The sequence below is a fragment of the Leptolyngbya sp. CCY15150 genome (assembly GCF_016888135.1).
In the GTDB taxonomy this organism is placed as follows: domain Bacteria; phylum Cyanobacteriota; class Cyanobacteriia; order RECH01; family RECH01; genus RECH01.
In genome coordinates, this window is record NZ_JACSWB010000240.1 from 1 (window position 1) to 20,552 (window position 20,552).

Annotated in this window: 18 protein-coding genes, 1 tRNA gene and 1 pseudogene; 10 read left to right on the forward strand and 10 right to left on the reverse strand. The window is 54.5% G+C overall.

Annotation, left to right across the window (positions count from 1 at the left end; all coding sequences use genetic code 11):
• On the reverse strand, positions 1-713 hold a 713-nt coding region (locus JUJ53_RS18370), incomplete at its 3' end, for a tetratricopeptide repeat protein (protein ID WP_204153494.1).
• Positions 714-1,045: 332 nt separating this feature from the next.
• Positions 1,046-2,251 (reverse strand): phosphoglycerate kinase, encoded by a 1,206-nt coding sequence (locus tag JUJ53_RS18375; protein ID WP_204153495.1) that lies wholly within the window; start codon positions 2,249-2,251, stop codon positions 1,046-1,048.
• 426 nt (positions 2,252-2,677) lie between these two features.
• Between JUJ53_RS18375 and JUJ53_RS18380 the strand changes: the two genes are divergently transcribed.
• A complete protein-coding gene (locus JUJ53_RS18380) occupies positions 2,678-3,076 on the forward strand; it encodes a universal stress protein (protein WP_204153496.1) in 399 nt (132 codons plus the stop codon).
• Between the two features lie 133 nt (positions 3,077-3,209).
• Here the strand turns inward: JUJ53_RS18380 and JUJ53_RS18385 are convergent, their stop codons facing one another.
• Positions 3,210-3,416, reverse strand: coding sequence for an RNA-binding S4 domain-containing protein (locus JUJ53_RS18385; protein ID WP_204153530.1), 207 nt, complete (start codon positions 3,414-3,416; stop codon positions 3,210-3,212).
• A gap of 148 nt (positions 3,417-3,564) precedes the next feature.
• A complete protein-coding gene (locus JUJ53_RS18390) occupies positions 3,565-4,440 on the reverse strand; it encodes a RodZ domain-containing protein (protein ID WP_204153497.1) in 876 nt (291 codons plus the stop codon).
• 336 nt (positions 4,441-4,776) lie between these two features.
• On the opposite strand from JUJ53_RS18390, the gene trxA reads away from it, so the two are divergent.
• Positions 4,777-5,106, forward strand: coding sequence for a thioredoxin (gene trxA / locus JUJ53_RS18395; protein ID WP_204153498.1), 330 nt, complete (start codon positions 4,777-4,779; stop codon positions 5,104-5,106).
• A gap of 161 nt (positions 5,107-5,267) precedes the next feature.
• On the opposite strand, the gene JUJ53_RS18400 is transcribed toward trxA, so the two are convergent.
• Together JUJ53_RS18400 and JUJ53_RS18405 are read right to left on the reverse strand one after the other, a co-directional pair.
• On the reverse strand, positions 5,268-6,347 hold the full coding sequence (locus tag JUJ53_RS18400) for a C39 family peptidase (protein WP_204153499.1): 1,080 nt from the start codon (positions 6,345-6,347) through the stop codon (positions 5,268-5,270).
• Positions 6,348-6,667: 320 nt separating this feature from the next.
• Positions 6,668-7,303, reverse strand: coding sequence for a peroxiredoxin (locus JUJ53_RS18405; protein ID WP_204153500.1), 636 nt, complete (start codon positions 7,301-7,303; stop codon positions 6,668-6,670).
• A gap of 397 nt (positions 7,304-7,700) precedes the next feature.
• Between JUJ53_RS18405 and JUJ53_RS18410 the strand changes: the two genes are divergently transcribed.
• On the forward strand, positions 7,701-9,212 hold the full coding sequence (locus tag JUJ53_RS18410) for a UbiD family decarboxylase (RefSeq protein ID WP_204153501.1): 1,512 nt from the start codon (positions 7,701-7,703) through the stop codon (positions 9,210-9,212).
• Positions 9,213-9,296: 84 nt separating this feature from the next.
• Here the strand turns inward: JUJ53_RS18410 and JUJ53_RS18415 are convergent.
• From JUJ53_RS18415 to JUJ53_RS18425, 3 genes and pseudogenes are all read right to left on the reverse strand, one after another.
• Positions 9,297-10,926 (reverse strand): annotated as a pseudogene (locus tag JUJ53_RS18415) (Ppx/GppA phosphatase family protein).
• 180 nt (positions 10,927-11,106) lie between these two features.
• Complete coding sequence (locus tag JUJ53_RS18420) at positions 11,107-11,703, reverse strand: DUF4126 domain-containing protein (RefSeq protein ID WP_204153503.1); 597 nt, start codon at positions 11,701-11,703, stop codon at positions 11,107-11,109.
• 312 nt (positions 11,704-12,015) lie between these two features.
• A tRNA-Arg gene (locus JUJ53_RS18425) sits at positions 12,016-12,088 on the reverse strand.
• A 718-nt stretch (positions 12,089-12,806) separates the two neighbouring features.
• Here JUJ53_RS18425 and JUJ53_RS18430 point away from each other — a divergent pair.
• The 6 genes from JUJ53_RS18430 (at position 12,807) to JUJ53_RS18455 (ending at position 18,674) form a co-directional block, all read left to right on the forward strand.
• A complete protein-coding gene (locus JUJ53_RS18430; protein WP_204153504.1) occupies positions 12,807-13,478 on the forward strand; it encodes an Npun_F0813 family protein in 672 nt (223 codons plus the stop codon).
• Between the two features lie 333 nt (positions 13,479-13,811).
• The gene (locus JUJ53_RS18435; RefSeq protein WP_204153505.1) at positions 13,812-14,840 is read left to right on the forward strand and encodes a hypothetical protein; all 1,029 of its coding nucleotides are present in this window, start codon (positions 13,812-13,814) and stop codon (positions 14,838-14,840) included.
• Between the two features lie 178 nt (positions 14,841-15,018).
• Entirely contained in the window at positions 15,019-15,996 is a 978-nt protein-coding gene (locus JUJ53_RS18440; protein WP_204153506.1) for a helix-turn-helix domain-containing protein, read from the forward strand.
• A gap of 54 nt (positions 15,997-16,050) precedes the next feature.
• Positions 16,051-17,148 (forward strand): thiamine phosphate synthase, encoded by a 1,098-nt coding sequence (locus tag JUJ53_RS18445; protein WP_239125194.1) that lies wholly within the window; start codon positions 16,051-16,053, stop codon positions 17,146-17,148.
• Between the two features lie 62 nt (positions 17,149-17,210).
• On the forward strand, positions 17,211-17,426 hold the full coding sequence (gene thiS, locus JUJ53_RS18450) for a sulfur carrier protein ThiS (protein WP_204153507.1): 216 nt from the start codon (positions 17,211-17,213) through the stop codon (positions 17,424-17,426).
• Positions 17,427-17,723: 297 nt separating this feature from the next.
• Complete coding sequence (locus JUJ53_RS18455) at positions 17,724-18,674, forward strand: DUF1517 domain-containing protein (RefSeq protein ID WP_204153508.1); 951 nt, start codon at positions 17,724-17,726, stop codon at positions 18,672-18,674.
• A gap of 93 nt (positions 18,675-18,767) precedes the next feature.
• On the opposite strand, the gene JUJ53_RS18460 is transcribed toward JUJ53_RS18455, so the two are convergent.
• The gene (locus tag JUJ53_RS18460) at positions 18,768-20,060 is read right to left on the reverse strand and encodes a CCA tRNA nucleotidyltransferase (RefSeq protein ID WP_239125195.1); all 1,293 of its coding nucleotides are present in this window, start codon (positions 20,058-20,060) and stop codon (positions 18,768-18,770) included.
• Between the two features lie 242 nt (positions 20,061-20,302).
• Between JUJ53_RS18460 and JUJ53_RS18465 the strand changes: the two genes are divergently transcribed.
• Positions 20,303-20,551 carry a Ycf34 family protein gene (locus JUJ53_RS18465; protein ID WP_204153509.1) on the forward strand — a complete coding sequence of 83 codons (249 nt, stop codon included), beginning with the start codon at positions 20,303-20,305 and terminating at the stop codon, positions 20,549-20,551.
• Position 20,552 lies beyond the last annotated feature (1 nt).

The following is a 20,552-nucleotide window of genomic DNA, read 5'->3' on the forward strand; positions in this document are numbered from 1 at the left end:
CCCAACTGCTCCCGGGAAATCTCTAGGGCTTGTAGGTAGAGGAGTTCGGCTTCACCATAGTGCCCTTGTGCCTCATACAGCACTGCCAGATTGTTGAGGCTTTGGGCAACATAGAGGTGACGATCGCCCAACTGCTCGCGGACAATCTCTAGAGCCTGTTGATAGAGTGGTTTAGCCTCCTCATAGCGACCTTGTGCATAGTAAAGCACAGCTAGGTTGTTGAGGCTGCTGGCAATATTTGGGTGGCGATCGCCCAACTGCTCACGGGAAATCTCTAGGGCTTGTAGGTAGAGGAGTTCGGCTTCCCCGTAGCGCCCTTGTGTCTCATACAATACTGCCAGATTGTTGAGGCTGGTGGCAACAGAGGGGTGGCGATCGCCCAATTGCCCGCGGACAATCTCCAGGGTTTGTAGGAGGAGAAGTTCAGCCTCGGCATAGCGACCGGCCTGGTGCAGCTCAAGTCCTTGATCATTCAAACGACTAGCCTCTTCGAGTCGTGCTGATCCTTCCACATTAGCCGTTGGCCCAGACTGTAATGCCAACTGATCATGGCCAACGCTACTTGGATGAGTAGAGGGTTCTGCCGTCACCTGCGCCCAAGCACTCGGCAACCCTCCCGTCACCATCGCCGTCGCCAGGGCCAAGCTCAACCATCGTCGCGTCCGCCACTTCATAGATTGACTCAGCTTGTGCTGTTTCGCTCGATCGTCCATGGGTCTTCACCTGCACATATCAGCTATGTCTACCTATGGCTGGGGCAACGCCACCTATGCACGCCGTGTACCCAGATCTCAACCACTCATCTAGACTAATACAGCTCTAAAGATACACTAGATAACATTTCAGGCAAGACCGTCCTATCTGTTGTGCGCAATCTTAAGCACATTTGGCACAGGATGGACGGTCATACGACGTTGAGGCCGACATGAACCAACCCAAGAGCGATCGCTACTCAAAAGCCCAGCAGATGACGAGATCTACTGGGCCGTTGAACGCAGGCGTTATGGATTGAGGTTGATGAATCGAGCGCCTAGGTTAACCGAGCTTAGGCTTCATCCAAGGCTGCGATACCCGGCAGCACTTTGCCTTCCAGCAGTTCCAAGCTAGCGCCACCGCCGGTGGAGATATGGCTCATTTGATCGGCCAGTCCCACTTTTTCCACGGCTGCCACAGAGTCGCCGCCGCCGATGATGGTGGTGGTGCCCTTGGGGGTTAGTTCTGCCAAGGTATGAGCGATCGCTTCTGTCCCAGCGGCAAACTTCTCGAATTCAAACACACCCATGGGGCCATTCCAGATGACGCTCTTGCAGTCTGCCAGGGCAGCTTGGAACACCTTGATGGAGTCGGGGCCGATGTCGAGACCCATCCAACCATCGGGGATAGCGTCGATGCTCACGGTTTGGGCATTGGCATCGGGAGAGAAGTTGTCGGCTACTACAACGTCGGTGGGCAGTAGGAGATCAACGCCTTTTTCCTTGGCTTTGATTTCTAGCGCTTTGGCGAGTTCCAGCTTGTCTTCTTCTACCAAGGATTTACCAACGCTGAGGCCACGGGCCTTGTAGAAGGTGAAGATCATGCCGCCGCCAATCAGCAGCTTGTCTACTTTTTCCAGCAGGGTTTCAATGACGCCAATCTTGCTCGATACCTTCGAGCCGCCAACGATCGCTGCTAGGGGAGGCTTAGGATTTTCGATCGCATTCTGGAGATACTGCAGCTCCTTGTCGATCAAGAAGCCAGCCACGGAGGGACTGAGGTAATGGGTCACCCCTTCCGTAGAAGCATGGGCGCGGTGGGCGGTACCGAAGGCGTCATTCACGTAGAGATCGGCAACGGATGCTAGCTTCTTGGAGAAGTCGGCGTCGTTTTTCTCTTCTTCTGCGTAGAAGCGCACGTTTTCTAGGAGTACAACTTCACCATCTTGCATCCCAGCAACAGCAGCGGCCACGGCATCGCCAATGCAGTCGTCACATTTGAGGACGGGCTTGCCGAGCAGCTCGGAAAGGCGAGTGGCTACCGGCGTGAGCCGCATACTGTCAACCACCTTGCCCTTGGGACGACCAAAGTGGCTGGTGAGGATGACCTTGGCTCCGTTGTCGCTCAGGTATTGAATGGTGGGTAGAGCAGCCCGAATGCGGGTGTCGTCGGTGATGCTGCCTTGATCATCGAGGGGTACGTTGAAGTCTGCACGCACCAGCACTCGCTTGCCAGACAAATCTGCTTTAGATAAAGTCGCTAATGTTTTTTTCGCCACGGCGAATGAACCCCCTAACTCAATAAGTGTTTTTACCTATGGACATTATTGTCTCATGACTGGGTCTGAGAACCGTCCTAGCCCCGGACTTTTCTAGGTACTTTTTTCCATCGTGGTATCTTATGACGCTCTGCTCAACAGACCTCAGCGGGTTCCTCTGCACTCCTCATCTCAAGGATGGTGGATCTAAGAGTTTAGGTGACAAGGTTGGAGAGCTGCTCTGGTCATCATCTCAACCAGGTGCCCATCCCTTGGACGGACGCACCAAAATTGACAAGATATTAAACCAGATGGAATAACGGTTCATCTAGGCTTTAGCCTTAGAGAATAGACAGCGATAGATCCCGCTATGGGATATCTATTGCTTCATGTCTTATGTTGTATCGTCCATATTGTACCGGAGTCTGCGTTCTAGTAAGGCACCCTATGTTTGAGACTGTTTTGTATCCCATTGACCAAACCCGTGAGTCGATTGAGGCAGCGGGTATGGTGGCTCAAGTGGTGAATCTTTGCCACAGCCGCCTTGTCATTCTTTCGGTTGTAGATCAGGAGGCGGAGGAGGAAGCTCAATCTGCTGCCTATGAGGCGATCGCTAAGCTGTTAGATGAAATCAAGACGTTATTTGGAGCGAGAGGAATTACCGCGGAAACGATGGAGCGCACCGGCAACCCGGCGTTCATGATTTGTGATGTGGCGGATGAAATTAACGCCAAGGTGATTATTATGGGCTGTCGCGGTTTGGGGCTCACGGAAGAGGGCGCGGCGGAGAGTGTCACCAATCGAGTCATCAATCTGGCTCCTTGTCCGGTGTTGATTGTGCCCTAGGTTAGTGCTCGTCCAGTTGGAGATGCTGATGCTCCAGTCATAGGGTGCTGCTGCGCAGCCGTAACGCACCATCTCATGAAGCATGGATGCGTTACGCTAGCGCTTCAGCGGATCCATGCCGCCTGGTTCAAAGCTAGTCCACCACCACCACAAATTCTTCACCTTCAACCACGACGCGATCGCCTCCCACCAGTTTCCGCCCGCGTCGGGTTTCTACGGCTCCATTCACCAAGACTTGACCGTCTTGAATCATCAGCTTGGCCTGGCCGCCCGTGCGTGCTGTGCCGGTGAGCTTCAAGAACTGGTCGAGTTTAATGGTATCGGGCTGCAGATCTGACATGGAGGGTCTCGGTACAGGATGGAGGTGAGATGGGGAGGATGGGGGCGCGTGACAGCACTCCTGTCCCGGCGATCGCCCCTGCGACTCAAAGGGCCCATGAGCTTCTTGTAAGAAACCCATGGGCCGTCTCTGTAGGCAAAGGAGAGGATTAATTGGTGCTGGGGCCCGTGGGTGTGTAGGTGACTTCTGCGGTTTGGCCGCGATCGCCCATGGAGGTAGCTTCCCCGCCGTTGTAGGACAGGGTGACACCGCCAGCATTGCCGGTGAAGATCACGAGTTCTCGCTGGGCTTCCCATTGACGCTCGGTGCCGGCGGGCAGGGTGCCTTCGTAGTCTGTAGTGCCATCCACTGTGATGCTCACCCAAGCCGGTTCGCTGGCGGTGAGGGTGACTGCAATGGGTACGTCAGGCGTCACGGTTGGGGGCGGGGTCGGTTCGGTCGGTTCTTCAACCAGCGGCTCTGCTGCAGTAATCTCTGGCTCTGGGCTGGGAGCGATCGCTTCGTCATCTGAGGATGAACGATTGGCGACTCCCACGGCAACACCAATGCCGATGATCACCAGCGCCACGGTACCCAGACCTAGCCAGAGGGGAAATCCAGCCGAGGGCGATCGCCGCGACATGCGTCGAGCCACGAGATCGGCTTCCGGGGTAGGCAAGACGGTTTGCGTTAAGGCAAAGGCATCGTCGGGTGCCGTAGCTTCTTCGGCGACCTCATAGTGATCGGGTTGCGGAGGTTGATCCGTCGCCGTCTCGGCGGCAGATGGATTAATGGGAAACTGTTTGGCAACTGCAATTCCATCAAGACCTAGAGCTTCAGCATGTCGGCGGATGAAACCTTGAACAAAAACGGCTTCTGGCAAAATGTCTACTTGCCCAGACTCTATGGCCCGCAGCATTCTCAGGGGCACGTAGGTGGTTGCCGTTACTTGCTCCAATGAAATTCCCTGCTCTTCTCGCACTTGGCATAGAAAAGCCCCGATTTCAATGAGGTGTTGAACTTGAATTGGAGTTAGCTTGCCCACACGCGTCCTCAAATTCCCTGGCACAATGTTTGCTTTCATCTTCTGACGTTACAGTACACCAATCTGCTGGACTGTGGGCGACGCATCGCCCATATTAACCACTATCGGAGCAATTCCTGCTGCTCAAAGAATATCGCGAATGGCGTTGTCTGAATACTACCTTTAGAAAGACATCGAGAGAGACGTCAGCACTTGATAGGATTACCGCCGGTTATTGGGTAGGAGGCAAGCAACAAAAAATTATCAACTTTAGGCAGTCTTGATAGCAAGAAGCCATAGATGTGCGACTAGACTGGTGGTAGAAACCATATTAGTGGCTTAAGGAGCCTGCCTCCTATGGTGACCAAACAGACATTTTCTAGCTTTGATGATATGTTAGCCACCTCCGAACAGCCGGTGCTGATCGACTTTTATGCGCCTTGGTGTGGGCCCTGCCAACTGATGGCAACGATTCTCAAGGAGGTGAATGCTCAGCTTGGGGAGCGGCTGCGCATTGTGAAAATCAACACGGACAACTATCCAGCGATCGCCTCCCAGCATGACATTCAAGCCCTACCCACCCTGGTGTTGTTTAAAAACGGGCAGCCGATCGAACGCATTGAGGGGGTGGTGCGCAGCCATCAACTGATTCCCCATCTTACGAGCTTGCTCGACGACGCGTCTTGAACCCCTGTCTAGCTAATGCCTAGCTAATTGTCTATCTAACCTCTCTTTTTTCCTATGCTGAGAAATTTAGTTGCCTTCGCGACCCTGTTCATTTCCATTGGAATTTTTATCTATTTCTCGAAGGAGATTCGCTAGGGCGATCGGACTGAGAAGCTGCTGGTTCACTCAAACAATCTGCCCCAGCCGTTTTTACGCCGATGGGTGAGCCAGCGCGCATTCAGCAGTTCGCGGCTGTATTTTTCAAACTGTCCACCCCTCCCCGAATAGCCGTCATGGACGGAGCCGTAGGGATCGTGGCAGACATAGCCAGCGTCATACTGACCCACGACTACAATCATGTGGCCACCTGAGGGAGCTGTGATCGGCCCACGATGCAGGATGCCAATGACAATGGGTTTTCCTTGATCGAGGCTGCGATCGAGATCCTCATAGTCTAGGTTGTAGTGAAAGGCTGAGCGGATGCCGTAGGACTGCAGCACTCGCGTTTGCACAGCGTGGTCGGTGGTGTCACCTAGGGCAACCACTTTGCGCAGGTAGTCGTTATCGTTGGCGATCGCTGCTCCGAGAAACCGAGCTGCCATGGCGCAGGCTGAGCTATTGCAGGTGCGCCACGATTCAATATAGTTGTCCCGCTGGCTGAAGTAGGGTACGGCTAGAGGCTTCTTGTCGGCCCGTTTTGCTACAACCGGGTAGACCATTTTGCCATCTTGCTCCACCCGCGCATGGGGAGTGTAGACGTACCACGTATTGCGCCCCCGCAGGAACTGATTTTTCAGCGAGATGCGGATGTGGTTATCAAAGTTTTGTCCTGCACTAGCATAGGCATAGGACTGGATTTCAAACTGCGTGCCGATGGGAATTTGGCAGCACTCTGTATCGGCGAGCTGGCTGGCCTGCAAGGGGCGCAGCTTGAACATGGTGTTTTGGGTGACGACTAACACCTGCCCTTTGCGCAGGGGGGCATGTTTATCGGGCGGTGGATAAACCGCCTTGCCGTCGTAGAAGATTTGGGCGTGGCGATCGTAGATATACCAGGTGTTAAAGCCGTTGAGGGTTTGCCCGTCTAACGCAACTTTGACATGGCCGTTAAAATCCATGCCGCCGCTGGCGTAGGCATAGGACGCGATGGGAAATTCTTGACCAGCGATCGCTCGGTATTGCTCTTGTTCTGGTAGATTAGACGACTGCTCGGTGCGCCGCTTGAGAACTGTATCGACCGTGACCCGTAAAAGCTTAACCATATGCTGTCTACGCCCACTAAAGACCCTAGTTGCATCATGCCATCATGGCACCACAATACCAAGCAAATCCTCTGATTAGCTGACGTATGTTTCCCTTCATGCCCCAGCCCCTTCCCCCACAAGGGTAAGAAGGGGAGTAAGAAGGTACAAGTGCTCTCAAAGCCCCTCTACCGACCTGGGAGAGGGGTTTGGGGTGAGGGTCTTCGAGTTGTATTCATCAACCTCTGTTGGCTAACCTCACGCCATAAAAAACGGTGCAGAGGTCTGCACCGTTCCCAAACATCATAAAACCCAAGTCGCTAGAAGCGATCGCGCCCCGCTTACTTGTTGGGTTGGGGGGTCATGCGCAGGTAGGGCTTGACTTCGGTCACACCCTTAGGGAACTGCTTCTTGGCATCTTCGGTGGAGATGGAAGGTACCACGACGCAGTCGCCGCCGTCAGTCCAGTTGGCTGGGGTGGCTACCTTGTGGTAGTCGGTCAACTGGAGAGAATCAATCACCCGCAGGATTTCATCAAAGTTACGACCGGTGCTGGCGGGGTAGGTGAGGGACAACCGCAGCTTTTTGTTGGGGTCGATGATGAACACCGTACGCACGGTCAGCGTATTGCTGGCGTTGGGGTGGATCATGTCGTACAGGTCAGACACGGTGCGATCGGGGTCTGCCAAGATCGGGTAGTTGAGGGCAGTGCTTTGGGTTTCTTCAATGTCGCATACCCAACCCTTGTGAGAATCAACGTCATCGACGCTGAGGGCGATGGTTTTGACGTTACGCTTGTCAAATTCTGGCTTGAGCTTGGCAACCGTTCCCAACTCGGTGGTGCACACCGGAGTGTAGTCAGCGGGGTGGGAGAAGAGAACAACCCAGCTATCGCCAGCCCAATCGTAAAAGTTAATCTCGCCTTCGGTTGAGGCTTGGGTAAAGTTTGGAACAGTATCACCGAGTCGAAGCGCCATAATTCCTTAGTCCTGTGAATCGAAACTGTAGTACATGCATGACTAACATCACCAATGCCTAAATCCTGGGAAACTCTGCAAGCGATCGCGCCTTTAGCTCCTGATTTAAGACATTTATGTGAACCTATATGCCATGATGCCATAAAACCCCGGTTTTCCGGTCGGAGTTTAGATCTTTTTATATTTTCTTCTGATGACAACCCAGGAGCGATCGCAGTTAAGACTTGCCCTGCGGTCTGTTGAGACCATTCCCTATTCCCCGGTGAGGCGGTGATCATTCGGGTTTTGGTGGAATGCTGGTGCCTAGGGAAGCGATCGCCTAGGGGAGATTGTCCGGCCGGTTGCGGAATCGATAGCATAATGAAAGAGTGTGTTACATAGGTTCACAAACGGCATCATGGCGAGAGACTTACGGGGATTTCTCAATCTCATTGAAGAACGGGGGCAACTGCGCCGCATTAAGGCCCTGGTGGATCCAGACTTGGAAATTGCAGAAATCTCAAATCGGATGCTGCAGTGTGGCGGCCCAGCGTTGCTGTTTGAGAATGTCAAGGGCTCTCCCCATCCAGTGGCTGTGAACACCATGGGGACGGTGGAACGCATCTGCTGGGCCATGAAGATGGAAGCGCCCGAGGAACTGGAAACCCTAGGCAAAAAGCTAGGGATGCTGCAACAGCCAAAGCCACCGAAGAAAATTTCCCAGGCGGTGGATTTTGGCAAGGTGCTGTTTGATGTGGTACGAGCCAAGCCATCTCGGGATCTCTTGCCCGCTTGTCATCAGGTGGTGGTGCAGGGTGACGATCTCGATCTCAACCAAATTCCCATGATTCGCCCCTATGCCGGGGATGCGGGCAAAATCATCACCCTAGGGCTGGTAATTACCAAAGATTGCGAAACCGGCATTCCCAATGTGGGGGTCTACCGGCTGCAGCTTCAGTCAAAAACCACGATGACCGTGCATTGGCTATCGGTGCGGGGCGGTGCTCGGCATCTGCGCAAGGCAGCGGAGCGGGGCAAGAAGCTGGAGGTGGCGATCGCCCTGGGGGTCGATCCGTTGATCATCATGGCGGCGGCGACGCCCATCCCGGTGGACTTATCCGAATGGCTGTTTGCCGGTCTCTATGGCGGTTCGGGTGTGCATCTGGCGAAGTGTAAAACCGTGGACTTGGAAGTTCCTGCGGATTCAGAGTTTGTCCTAGAAGGCACGATCACCCCCGGCGAAATGCTGCCCGATGGCCCCTTTGGCGACCACATGGGCTACTACGGCGGCGTAGAAGACTCGCCCCTCGTGCGCTTTCAATGCATGACCCATCGCCGCAATCCGGTCTATCTCACCACCTTTAGCGGCCGTCCTCCCAAGGAAGAGGCAATGATGGCGATCGCGCTTAACCGTATCTATACCCCGATCCTGCGGCAGCAAGTCTCGGAAATTGTAGACTTTTTCCTGCCCATGGAAGCCCTCAGCTACAAAGCTGCGATTATTTCCATCGACAAGGCCTATCCGGGGCAAGCTCGCCGCGCCGCCCTAGCCTTTTGGAGCGCCCTACCCCAGTTCACCTACACCAAGTTTGTGATTGTGGTAGACAAGGAGATTAATATCCGCGATCCGCGTCAAGTGGTATGGGCGATCACCTCGAAGGTGGATCCCAGTCGAGACGTGTTCATTTTGCCGGATACGCCCTTTGATACCCTCGATTTTGCCAGCGAGCGCATTGGTCTGGGCGGCCGCATGGGGATCGATGCCACCACCAAAATGCCCCCGGAAACCGATCACGCTTGGGGTGAACCGCTCATGTCGGATCCGGAGGTGGCGGCCTTGGTCGATCGCCGTTGGGCCGACTATGGCCTGGGAGATGTGCAGTTTGGCTCGGTGGATCCCAACCTCTTCGGCTACGATATGCCTCGGTGATGGTTGCCCCAGTCGGTGAAGTGGTCAACATCCCGTCGGTTGATGCGCGGAATCGAAGCCGACGGAATGCTTGCCTACGAGATGCTAGATGTAGCGCAGAATCGGCACTAGCTTGAGGCTATAGGCCGATTCAAAGCTGCTCTTTTTGTTGCCCAAGCTCCACAGTTCTAGGGCACAGTCATCGCCAGATTGGGTCGGGGTGAGCAAGAGGTGCAGGGTTTTGATTTCCGGGTGATATTGACATTCCACTTTCTTAATCGCGCCAATTTGGCGGCGATCTAGGGCAACGGCGATGCGCAGCAGGGGGCTGAGTTGCTCGACAATCTGCCGGTAGGTCTTACTGCCAAGGTTGCGATAGTTGTCGTGCTTTTTCTTGGGGTCGCTCTTGCGGTGGTAGCGGGCTAGGTTAGCGATCGCTTCAATTTCCAACTCGGTGTAGCCCAGCAGTTCTCCGTGGCGAATCAGGTAGTAGGAATGCTTATGGTGGGCCGCGTGGCTAATGAAGTGGCCGCTGTTGTGCAAAATTGCCGCAGCCCAGAGCAGTTCCCGTTCGCCTGCGCCCCAGTCATGGAGGCGTCCCTGGGTTTGGTCAAATAAATTGACGGCAAAGTCGGCCACCCGTTCAGCATAGGCCAGATTGACCTGATACTTTTGGGCCGACCGAAAGACACTGCGCTGTCGTACGGAACTTTGAAAGCGCAGCCGATCTTCAATCAAGCCATGGGTGAGCATCCAATCGACAATCACGCCCTCCCGCAGCGATCGCTCGCAGAGGGTCATGTGATCTTGCTTCAACAGGGTCATGGCTTCCTGGAGAATCACCGCCCCCGGCAGGATGATTTCTGCCCGCCGATCGGACAAGCCTGGAATTTTGAGGCGATCGCTGTAGCTGAGCTTACGCAGGCGCTCTACGATATCCCGCAAGTCTTCTAGGCTAAACTCATAGCCCTGGAGTGGATCGGGCGCTGTGCCGAGATGTTCGCAGGCGTGCATGGTGGCGAGGGCTTCAATGGTGCCCGATGTGCCGACCATGATGGGATGGCTGTTGGGTGAAACGTGGGACTGCAGTTCCTCGGTGGATCGTTCCAACATGCCGCGCACGAAGGCTTTAAGGCGATAGAAGTCTTCATCTTCAATCGGGTCAGACGTCACGAATTCTGACGTTAACCGGACAGCGCCGACTTTAGTACTGCTCAAAAATGCCGCTTCGTGGCCGTCCCCTAGAACCAGCTCTGTCGAACCACCGCCAATGTCAATGATGATGTGGGGATGTTGGTTAAACTCCATCGCCGACAGCACGCCTAGGTAGATGCGTCGGGCTTCTTCGGGGCCAGAGATGAGATCGATAGACAACCCCAGCTCAGCTTCGACGCGATCGAGAAATTCTCGACCATTGGGTGCTTCACGGACGGCGCTGGTGGCCACGGCCACAATGTCTTCTGCATGACGGCTTTTGGCGATCGCCATACAGCGCTTGAAGGTTTTCATCGCCCGATCCATGGCCTCTGGCGTGAGGTTGCCCGTTTTGGGATCACGCTCTCCCAGACGCACCATATCTTTTTCGCGGTCGATGATCGTAAACGACGGCAGGTCGGGCTGAATGCGAACCACTGCCATATGAATCGAGTTGGTACCAACATCGATCGCAGCAAGGATGCGGTCTTGCTCAATGACCATAGTGAATGATGAATGAAGGAATGTATATCAGCGGCATGGTTAGTGGGAAGGAGCAACAAGGGTGGGGTACTCGGTTCATAGCCCATCGCTGTTGGACATCAGCGTTGCTGGTCTCACTCCCGTAGACCACCCCAATGTGGGATGAAGTGCCATCATCTTATCGTGCCATGTGAACCGATTCGGGGCGATCGCTGGGAATGCCTCCCTAGCTCTAGCCCTAATCTGGATCTTGCTTATAGCGGCGGGGATGGTGGCGATCGCCCGGTGAGGACTGCCGTTGATACCAGCGCTGCCATTCTTTTGAGCTGCGGATAGCAAACCATAGGAGCAGCAAGGCAATGATGCCGCCCTGTTCAGGTGCATCAAAGGCCAAGAGCACAAGGGTGATGCAGAGAAAATCTTGGGCAAAGATCAGCCAGATGGGCGTCCGCCGTAGGCGATAAAACCAGCCGACTTGCACAAGCTGTAGAACTAAGGCCAACAGACCACCGACCATCCCCAAAACGCCGGTGAGGAGGCTAGGTAATTGGGCCGAGCGGGCCACGGCAATGCCAGCGATCGCGCCCACGATCGGACTAAACAAAAGCTGCACAATTTGGATGCCCCGTTGACCTACAGGCTCCTTCGACAGCAGCAGCTCAATGAGGGACCAGCTTACCAACACGCCCAGCACTAAGGAGGGATGAAACTGAGACAGGATAGGAACATCTGCCCATAAATTGTCGCTGTAGAGCAAACCAATGATCAGGAGAGGGAGCCCAATTCTGACGCCAGCCGCCGCAGAAACCGATAGAGCAGCGAGAATCTCAATCATAATGATGCCGCCGACTCACCCTAAAATCTAATGCCATACATTGAGCCCAAGGAACGAGTCCAGCCCGGTTCTGCTGCCAGATCCCATAGCTGACTTGGCATGAACGTTGGTTGTGATCATGAAGCAACTGAATCATCCTTCCTGGGCCGTAGAACAGGGGTAATGCCTGGTTGTTGTATCGGGCGATGAATGAGGCATCTCTCGCCCCAGCGTCTTACCCTATGTCCTATCATGAGACATTTGAGCATGAACTTGTTAGGAGAAGCGATCGCCGCTATCCTACCAGACATCCATGGATTTGTACTGTTCCTACGCCCCAGGTAGGATTCGAACCTACGGCCGTCTGCTTAGAAGGCAGATGCTCTATCCACTGAGCTACTGGAGCAAATCTTACGACAATCGGTAGTTTTTTCCGCCCTTCAACCTGTCTAGCTTCAACCTGTTTAGTTCAACCTGTCTAGACAGATGTCCTAGGGGCTGAGCCACGGGATAATGGTACTGAAAACCTTCGACCCAGGGTTTGACGGTACAACAGATCCTGAAGCAGCTAGAACCAGCGTAACCCTTGATCAAGGTCGATAGACCAGGGTTGATAAACCCGGTTCGATAGATCGGAGGTGGTCATAAACCTAGGGGTGAGCTGGACGAGCGCGGGCAGGCATGACAGGAACTGTCAACCATGCGATCGCCTCCGTCAGTATAGTACCAAAATCAACCCCAGACTGCGAGGGCTCATCGAACCATGACTCAGCCTGACTAGGGGCGATCGCCTCCCTATCGCCAGAAAAAGGATGGAGATTCAACCAATGCAGCGAGCAATGCTGAAGTAGCGTAATATCATTTATAAACTGATGACTCGGCTAGATTCTAGATGCACGTGTGATCCACGATGCACTAGGAGCATTGCTTCTAGTCGTTCTAGCGATCGCTAAGCCAGTCTGTTGTCACCTCTATCTACCATCGGATCGTGGAAAATCGCTTCATCGGCGATCGCCAAGCGTTACTCGTGAGTTGTTACCGTTCTTTGATGCTACCCATTCGTGCCGATCTAAGACATCTGCACCGCCGATCCCCGTCCCTGACAGGAGCTAACTGAGCACGTCATGTTTATCTTAAAGAGACAGGATGTTGAAATTTCTGCCATTCAGCACCCCAAGCGGGATCAAAAAATTCCCATCCTTAGCTATCAAGGACAGACGTTTCGGCTCATTAGCGTCTTTAGTGCGGCTCAGGAGGAAGAAGCCAAAGCTTTTTGGCGAGATCTGACGGATAATCGCGGTAAAGCCTGTGTTTTGCTAGAGGAGCCCGATCGCTACAGCGTATGGGGAAAAGTCCGTCTAGAAAGCCTGGGGAGCGATGCCGGTGGCGGGGATGCTGATACAGACATTGCTCCGGCAATGACCCAAGCCTGTTTGCTCTTGCTGCAAGCGGTTTATATCGATATTGAAGATTTGCTGGGCGATCGCCAAATTGCCTTGTTCCAGAAGGAAATCTCCGCCGTCTTTCAGCAGTGGCGCTTTCCCCAGTCGGAGACCCCAGCGGAGATCAATCAACTTTTGACGGTTGATCCCCTAGCGTCTCTGCAAATTCCCCCATGGCAAGAACATCACCTCAATACCCTGTTGCAAGAGCTCTATCGCATCGCCAAAGACCACTTTGGTAATGCAACCTTCACGGCCCGTGTGTTAGACGCGTTGCAAGACATGCCCGACGACGATCGCCGTCGATTTTTAGACTGGCTCAAGCAATCGCCTACAGGACGAGTGTGGCAATAGCTGCAAAAAAACCGGGTCGATGGCCCCTGAGTCGTTTATGATTCAGGCAACTATGATTCAGGCAACTCCTTCATGGGCAAGAACCTAGCCAGACATGTGTCTGCCTCGCCGAGCGATCGTCACCGCATGGTTGACCCACGGCTGCCCAAGAGGACGTTGTTTCCACTACCTTTTTCTGTGATGTCGGTTCATGATCTGCAAGAACAGCCTGATGATGAGACGATATGATTCGACATTGGGACATAACATGCTACGGTTTGTCCTTTTACCTCACCGATCCCAGAGGATGGTAGATCATAACCCCGATACCCGCACTGATTGAGGAGCAGTCTGTTGACTAGAAAAACCCCTGGCTCGAAGTCCATACTTTCTGCCCAGGTCGTCGTACTAGCGGCGATTGGGTGGGCCTTTATATCATTGCTATTTTTTCTGCTATTCAGCGACTTCATTCCCACCGAAGGATTTCCCACGTGGTATGGCATTGTCACCTATATCTTAGAAAATGTAGCCTTCTTGGGAGCTACGCTACTGTGTTTTCGCAACTGGCGTAGCTCTCAGATTGTCAGCGGACGTACCGTGTGGCTCATGCTAGGGCTGGGCATGCTGTCGTTTTTTATTGGGAATTTAATTTTGTTCTACTGGGAGATCGTGCTGGGCAAAGATGCGGATGTATCGCCCGGTGATATTTTCTTCCTGTTGAACTATTTCTTCTTAGGGATCGGGATGTTTTTGGCGGTGATGACCCGTCGCCTGAATCTTTCGATTGCCCAGTGGGGAACGGTGGCAGCGATTGGGGTAGCAGGTATCGTCATTGCTTACTACACCTCTGTTGCGGTACCCGAGGAACTGGTGGGCGATCGCCCCAGTCTTCCCACATCTGCCCAGGTGAGTTGGGTGGCTCCCGTCTATGCCACGGCCCCGCCTGCGGAGCCAGCGCCCGCCGTGCCAGATGCTGCGCCTCCAGCCGATGCACCCGCCGTGGAGGAAGGTGCGCCAGCCAGTGATGGGGATGCTCCAGGCTGGGCGATCGCTGCAGAATCCTTCCTAGCTCCCTATGCTGAGTGGATTGCCCTGCTTTATATCGTGGGCGATATTTTACTGCTGATTATGGCGACGATGCTGCTTCTAGCCTTTTGGGGCGGGCGGTTTTCCACCTCTTGGCGGTTCATCGCGGCGGCAGCCTTCTCCTTTTATATCGCTGATATTTGGTTTAACTTTGCCATTAGCTATATCCCCAACTACCAAACCGGCGCACTGCTAGAAGTCTTTTGGATTTTTAGCGCGGTCTTGGTCAGCATTGGCGCTGCTTTGGAGTACGACTTATCCACCCGTTCTCGCCGCACGACCCGTCGCCGCATGTAAAGCACCTGTATCCCCCACCCAAGGGTGAGTTTCTTTCAAGAATCCCGTACGGATTGAGCAAAGACGCGTTATTCTAGGAAAGCCTCGGCTGTACTAAACGATCCATGCTCGGATCTGTATTGGTAGGGAGCTGCGCAAAGGGCGAATTGCTTGGGAACTGCGGGAGGACGGCAACAACATGGCTCCTAAAAAACTATCGGATGCGGACAAGCAGACCATTATTGAGCTGTATCGCCATCCAGATGAATCAACCTCAACGCTGGCCAACCGATTTGGCGTCAGCAGCAGCACCATTAGCCGCATTGTTAAGCAAGGTCTGCCCAGCGCTGAATATGAAGACCTAGTGCAGCAAAAGCGCAGTGGGCCACGATCGGTGATCCAATTTGAGCTATCACCTCCCATGGATTTTACGCCAGAGGTTGAGCCAACCTCTGATGCGATTGAGTCGCCCCCCGAACCGATTCCTGATCCAACGCCGGAACCGGTTGCCAAGCCTGAGATTCCTCGACCTCGACGGGTACGGCCGCGTCCAGAGCCGGCTGTAGCATCTGAGCCTGAAGAGCCTCAGGACGAAAAGGAGACGCTCGACAAGCCGGTTAAAGATCGCTTAATTTTGCCAAAAATTCGTTCATCTGCGCCTACTCCGTCGGTAGATCGGCTGGATGAGGAGGATGAGAAGAGCGATCGCAAGCTGTCAGCCGATCTGGAGGATGACGACGACGAGGACGATGACGACCTTGATGACCTCGACAATGCTGACTACAGCGACGACGACGAGGATGACGATGACGATGACGACGATGGCAATGCGTTTCAAGGGCTATCTACGGGGGGCGATCGCTTCTCGCCGCTAGAAGTCCGTCCGCTGATTGAAGCATCGCTCACCCGGAGTTACTATGTGGTCGTCGATCGCTCGGCGAATTTAATTACCCGTCCCCTGAAAGACTTTGCCGACCTTGGGCAAATTGACGAAGCCGAAACTCGGGAGCGGACGCTGCCGGTGTTTGACAATCATCGTATTGCCCGCCGCTTTTCTCGTCGCACCCAGCGCATTGTCAAGGTGCCCGATGGCAAGGTGTTGCACAAGGTCAGCCGCTATCTCAATGCCAAGGGCATTACCCGCCTCTTTGTAGATGGGCATATCTACGAGGTTTAATGACATTGTTACGGGAATCACAGCTACAAGGGAAGCACTGTTACGGGAATCACCATGGGCGCAATGGATGACCATTCTGTTGGCAATCAGCCAGACGTCAGTCGATCGGCGGTGCATCGGATTCTTGATGCCAACCTAGACCGAGCAAGGGAAGGCCTACGTACCATCGAAGAATGGTGCCGGTTTGGCCTGAATGAAGGGACGCTGACGGACGAGTGCAAGCAACTGCGGCAGGAGCTAGCCCGCTGGCACACCCCAGATATTCGGGCCGCCCGCGACACCTTGGCAGATGTGGGCACTGATCTGACCCATGCCCAAGAAGAGCAGCGCCAGAGTATTACCCATCTGCTCCAGGCTAACTTCAGCCGCATCCAGGAAGCCCTGCGGGTGCTGGAAGAATATGGCAAGCTCTACTCCAGCGAGATGGGGGCAGCCTGCAAGAAAATGCGCTACCGGGTGTATACGCTGGATAGCCAACTCACCGGCCAGCAGCGCCATCAGCGCCTAGGGCGATCGCCTCTCTATTTGGTCACCTCTCCCCAAGAGAATCTGCTATCAGCGGTGGAAGCGGCCCTGCAGGGCGGTTTGTCTCTGGTGCAATATCGGGATAAAACGGCCGACGATACGACTCGCCTACAGCGAGGTAAAGACCTATGTGAGCTGTGCCATCGCTATAACGCTCTGTTTATCATGAACGACCGGGTAGATTTAGCCCTAGCGGTGAATGCCGACGGCGTACACCTAGGTCAACAGGATATTCCCATTGCCCTGGCGCGACAGATTCTGGGGACAAACCGAATTATTGGTCGGTCTACCACAAATCCTGACGAGCTGCACCAGGCCATCCAGGACGGTGCCGACTATGTGGGCGTTGGCCCGGTGTATGAAACGCCTACCAAGGCCGGCAAGGCGGCGGCGGGTCTGGGCTATGTGCGCTATGCTGCCGAGCATTGCCCGATTCCCTGGTATGCCATCGGCGGTATTGATGCCGACAATCTTACCCATGTGTTGGGGGCTCAGGCTGAGCGGGTGGCCATTGTTCGCGCCATTATGCAGGCGGAGCAACCGACGCTGATCACCCAGTATGTCCTATCCCAACTGCATCGAGTGCAGATGATGCGGGCGAGTCAGACCCCGGCTGTATCGCCCTAGAGATGCCCTCTCGATGCCTCGCTGCGACCGACTGCATCCCTTAGACGTTCCTACGCTACTTTATGACTTCTGCTTCTGTAACCTTGACGGTGAATGGGGAGACCCAAACCTGTCCACCCCAAACGTCGCTACCCCAGTTTTTAACCCTAATTGGCATGAATCCTCGCCTAGTGGCGGTGGAATATAACGGCGAAATTCTCCATCGTCAGTTTTGGGAGCAGACGCTGATCCAAGAGGGCGATCGCCTCGAAGTGGTCACAATTGTGGGCGGCGGCTAGGTGACTAGTACTCCTACGCGGACGTAACCCGCCTAGGTGCTAAGGCAGGAACCCTTGTGTGTCTTGGACTTCCTTTTCGTTTTTCTGTCTTCATTCTTCTATCTTGCGGTATTAGTTCGGATATTCCCCATAAATTCCTCCTTAAGCTCGCCTCGGTTCTGAAGAACAAGACAGTACAGTAATAAGTAGGGAGCGTAGGATGCTCAACGCCATCAACCCAACCTTGAGCATCAACGATCGCTCTAGATGAAGCGATCGCCATCCCTGGTCTTGGTTTGCTGGAATAACACAAACACTATGCACAACACACGAATTAAACGCTTCAAGTCCCTAGTTAAGCCCCTGTTAGCCCTTGCCCTCATGGTTGCCTTGGTCTTTGGCCAAGCCGATAGCGCCTTAGCGGCCCGTGGTGGACGCATGGGAGGCGGTAGCTTCCGGTCAGCGCCCAGTCGCACCTACACTTCTCCAGCACGGCCGGCTCCAGGGGGCGGCTATTATGGTGGCGGTGGGTTCGGCTTTCCCTTCTTGATCCCCTTCTTCGGCTTTGGCGGTGGCTTTGGCGGTCTGTTCACCATTTTTATGGTGATTGCCGTGGGCAACTTCCTGATGTCGGCGGTGCGGCGATCGCAGGAGAATGGGACGATGGAGGAAACCTACAACCCCACCATGTCGGTGAACAAACTGCAGGTGGCGCTGTTGGCTGATGCCCGCACCCTACAGGATGACCTAAACCGCATTGCGGAATCCGCTGATACAGGTTCCACTGCTGGGCTAGCCCAAGTGCTGCAAGAAACCAGCCTATCGCTGCTGCGGCACCCGGAATATTGGGTCTACGGCAGCAGCAGCAGCCAACAGGCCAAGATGGATTCTGCGGAACTGCAGTTTAACCGGCTGGCGTTGACGGAGCGCAGTAAGTTCAGCGAAGAAACGCTGTCTAATGTGAATAACCAACTGCGTCAAGCCAGCGATCGCTTGGCCCTAGGTTCCAAAGGTGAAATTGATCCCGCTAAGCTACCGGATCAACCTGGCGAATACATTGTGGTCACGCTGATTACGGCCAACCAAGGCAAGCTGGATCTGCCGACCATTCAAAGCTCTCAAGATCTGCGCCGGGCGCTAAGCCAGATGGGCGCGATCGCTGGGGATAAACTTGCGGCTCTGGAGGTGCTATGGACCCCCCAAGCCGAGGGTGATACCCTATCGGCGGATGAGCTGCTGGCGGAATATCCTGACCTACGACTGGTCTAGATGAGCCTCGGCGAGCCTCGCTTGGCTCGCTGAAACATAATAAGACGGGTGGGTCTACCAACAAGACTCACCCGTTTTTGCTGTGGAATGACGCTAGGCCAGGTTGTTTTCCACCAGCGATCGCGCCCAGGCCATGGCCTCCGAGGCCGTGTGAAGTTGGCCTTCGGCATGGGCCAGTTGAATGGCTTCCAGCAGTTGACCAATGCGGGGGCTGGGGCGGATTTGCAGATGCTGGATTAAATCTCGACCGCTGACTAAGGGAACAGGATGGGCGATCGCATCCTGAGGATCTAGGAACCGCTCAATCAGGGGGGCGATCGCGCCTAGGGCAACGCCTTGGCCTAGAGCCAGCACCACCAGCGCCGGCAGCGCCGCTCCTATATGGCGGAAGGCGTAGTATTGCTCACGGGCTGATAGACCACGCTCAGCAAAGTCAGCAAAAACATGGCTGTGGTTGAGGGCGGTGACCACCGACTGCACCTCGGCGCGGCTATATTTCAACTGCCACAGTTCTGCCTCTGCCTGGGCCGGCACCGACGAGACGAGGCAGGCTAGCTTAGCGATGCGTAGCCAACTGCGCCCCACTCCAGAGGCATGTTGCTGATCGCGCATCCAGGTGGTGAGTTCGGCGGCAAGGGCAGGATAGTGTTCGTCAAGGGCGATAGCAGCCCGGTCAATCTGGGCAATGCAGTCCATGGATGCGGCTGTGGCGTGGCTCAGCCAATGGCGAAAGAGCCCATCCTGCCAGGCCATGGTCAAAAATGCCGTACCGCTGGGGGCGCTGAGCAAATAATTTAGCTCCGACTGCACCCGCTCGGCGGCAATGTGCTGCAAGAGCGGTGTTAGCCCCTGAATCGTCTGCCGGGTATCAGCATCGAGCCAGAAGCCGAGCTGGGCCGCCTGGCGGTAGGCCCGCAGCAGTCGCAGGGGATCATCCTGGAGGTTGCAGGGGGCAATCATGCGGATTTGTCGTTGCTGCAGGTCAGCGTAGCCATGGAGCGGATCAAAGAGCGTCTGACTGGCTGGATGGTAAGCGATCGCATTCACCGTAAAGTCGCGCTGCTTGAGATCGGCGTCAATGGTTTCACCGACCTGCTGGGCAAAGTCTGCCGTGGCTTGGTGGAAGACAACGCGAGCAATTTGGCGTTCTGCATCAAGCACCACAAAGCCAGCTCGGTAATGTTTAGCGATCGCTTTCGCGGTTTCCACCGCATGATGGGGCAGCACAAAGTCTAGATCCAGATAGTCGGCGTGCCGTTCTAGTAAGGCATCGCGAACATTGCCACCCACCAAATAGGCATCGGATGGTAGCCAATTGACGCTGAATGGCCACGTCTCTGGGGATAAGACCGATGCGGATTTAGACACCTGTTGTAAAGAAATCAAGGGATAGAACACAGCCTCCCAGAGGGGAGGGTACGACAGTAAGTGGGACAGTTATGGGGATAGTCATGGGGACATGAATCTGCCGAGCCAATGCCTACACCGGGGAAGCTGAATGGGGCGATCGGGGAATCGTTGCATTTTGCAACATCTACCCAACGACAGCCCAGATTCGGCAAAACATGAGTTAGATTAACAAAAAACGGTCATTGGTTGGTCATTTTTACCCAGGGGGAGGCTTTGAGATGTGTATTTGCGTCAACTGCCGCTATGTCGATCGCTGTATTACCTATCATGAGGTCGAGCACCAGCATCAGCAACCCCATCTCACAGAATCTCCAGATTTCGAAGCGGTTGAACCAACGATTAATGTCAATATCCGCCACCATGATCAAGAAATTGAGATGGAGTGGGATGTGGTTGGGTGCGAAAGTTTTACCGCTGATCAAGGCAAATGGTCGCGGTTGCGTCCGGGAGAACTGGTTCCGACCTAAT

Bases quoted from the DNA above. Each gene is read 5' to 3' on its own strand.
- JUJ53_RS18380 (WP_204153496.1), top strand. From the start codon at position 2,678: ATGTTTGAGACTGTTTTGTATCCCATTGACCAAACCCGTGAGTCGATT.
- JUJ53_RS18385 (WP_204153530.1), bottom strand. From the start codon at position 3,416: ATGTCAGATCTGCAGCCCGATACCATTAAACTCGACCAGTTCTTGAAG.
- trxA (WP_204153498.1), top strand. From the start codon at position 4,777: ATGGTGACCAAACAGACATTTTCTAGCTTTGATGATATGTTAGCCACC.
- JUJ53_RS18400 (WP_204153499.1), bottom strand. From the start codon at position 6,347: ATGGTTAAGCTTTTACGGGTCACGGTCGATACAGTTCTCAAGCGGCGC.
- JUJ53_RS18405 (WP_204153500.1), bottom strand. From the start codon at position 7,303: ATGGCGCTTCGACTCGGTGATACTGTTCCAAACTTTACCCAAGCCTCA.
- JUJ53_RS18410 (WP_204153501.1), top strand. From the start codon at position 7,701: ATGGCGAGAGACTTACGGGGATTTCTCAATCTCATTGAAGAACGGGGG.
- JUJ53_RS18420 (WP_204153503.1), bottom strand. From the start codon at position 11,703: ATGATTGAGATTCTCGCTGCTCTATCGGTTTCTGCGGCGGCTGGCGTC.
- JUJ53_RS18430 (WP_204153504.1), top strand. From the start codon at position 12,807: ATGTTTATCTTAAAGAGACAGGATGTTGAAATTTCTGCCATTCAGCAC.
- JUJ53_RS18440 (WP_204153506.1), top strand. From the start codon at position 15,019: ATGGCTCCTAAAAAACTATCGGATGCGGACAAGCAGACCATTATTGAG.
- JUJ53_RS18445 (WP_239125194.1), top strand. From the start codon at position 16,051: ATGGGCGCAATGGATGACCATTCTGTTGGCAATCAGCCAGACGTCAGT.
- thiS (WP_204153507.1), top strand. From the start codon at position 17,211: ATGACTTCTGCTTCTGTAACCTTGACGGTGAATGGGGAGACCCAAACC.
- JUJ53_RS18455 (WP_204153508.1), top strand. From the start codon at position 17,724: ATGCACAACACACGAATTAAACGCTTCAAGTCCCTAGTTAAGCCCCTG.
- JUJ53_RS18465 (WP_204153509.1), top strand. From the start codon at position 20,303: ATGTGTATTTGCGTCAACTGCCGCTATGTCGATCGCTGTATTACCTAT.